At 81.0% G+C, this 1,269-nt stretch carries 1 protein-coding gene; it reads right to left on the reverse strand.

Going from position 1 to position 1,269, the window contains the following annotated elements:
* A partial coding sequence (locus tag GTR00_RS21095) for an HRDC domain-containing protein (RefSeq protein ID WP_323132659.1) occupies window positions 1-1,181 on the reverse strand: 1,181 nt, incomplete at its 3' end.
* Window positions 1,182-1,269 lie beyond the last annotated feature (88 nt).

Genomic DNA, 1,269 nt, shown 5'->3' on the forward strand with positions numbered 1-1,269 from the left:
TGCCACGCCCGCGCCCCGCGCGCCCGCAGCGCCGCCGCCACGCCCGCCTCGTCCAGCGGCTCCGGCGGCTGCCAGGCCAGGCGCCGCAGCGCGTCCGGCTGCAGCAGGTTCTCCACCGGCACCCCGCAGCGCTCGGCGATCGCCGTCACCGCCGTGCGCGCCGCGGCCAGCCGCGCGGCGGCCTCCGGGTGCCGGGCCGCCCACGCGCGCGGCGGCGGGGGACCGTCGCCGCGCACCGCGTGCTGCGGCAGCTCCGCGTCCGGCAGGGCCAGGCCGCGGGCCACGGCCCCCGCCCACAGCTCCAGGCGGCTGCGCGCGGCGCGGCCGGTGAAGCCCGGCGTGGCCGCCAGGGCCTGCGGGCTGCGCGGCAGCGCCCGCGCCGCCGCGACGATCGCGGAGTCCGGCAGCAGCCGGCCCGGGGAGGTGTCGCGCCGGCGCGCCTCGGCGTCGCGCGCCTCCCACAGCTCGCGCACCACGGCCAGCTGGCGGCGCGAGCGCACCGCGTGCAGGCCGGAGGTGCGCCGCCACGGCTCCGCCGGCGGCACCGGCGGGGGAGCGGCGGCGATCGCGGCGAACTCCTCGCGGGCCCACTCCAGCTTGCCCTGCTCCTGCAGCCGCTGCGCCAGAGCGTCGCGCAGCTCCACCAGGACCTCCACGTCCAGCGCCGCGTACGTCAGCCACGGCTCCGGCAGCGGGCGGGTGGACCAGTCCACCGCCGAGTGCTCCTTGGCCAGGCGCAGCCCCAGCAGCTCCTCCACCACCGCGCCCAGCCCCACCCGCGGCAGGCCCGCCAGGCGCGAGCCCAGCTCGGTGTCGAACAGGGTCGTGGGCCGCATGCCCAGCTCCGCCAGGCACGGCAGGTCCTGGGTGGCGGCGTGCAGCACCCACTCCGCCCCGGACAGCGCCTCGCCCAGCGCGGACAGGTCCGGCACGCCGGTGGGGTCGATCAGGGCGGTGCCCGCCCCGGCGCGGCGCAGCTGCACCAGGAAGGCGCGCTGGCCGTAGCGGTACCCCGAGGCCCGCTCGGCGTCCACGGCCACCGGGCCGGTGCCGGCGGCCATCGCCCGCACCACCAGCGCCAGGCCGGCCTCGTCGGTCACCACCGGCGGCAGGCCCTGCGCGGGGGCGTCCAGCAGCGGCAGCGACGCCCCGGGCGCCTCCGGCGGCGCGGCGTCGTCCACGTCCGGAGCCGCCGGCGGCTGCCCCTCTCGCTGTCCCCTCCCGACCGGCACGGGCCCCACCGTACGTGCCTGTCGGGAGGGGACAGCT

Source organism: Kineococcus indalonis (assembly GCF_009906395.1).
In the GTDB taxonomy this organism is placed as follows: Bacteria; Actinomycetota; Actinomycetes; order Actinomycetales; family Kineococcaceae; genus Kineococcus; species Kineococcus indalonis.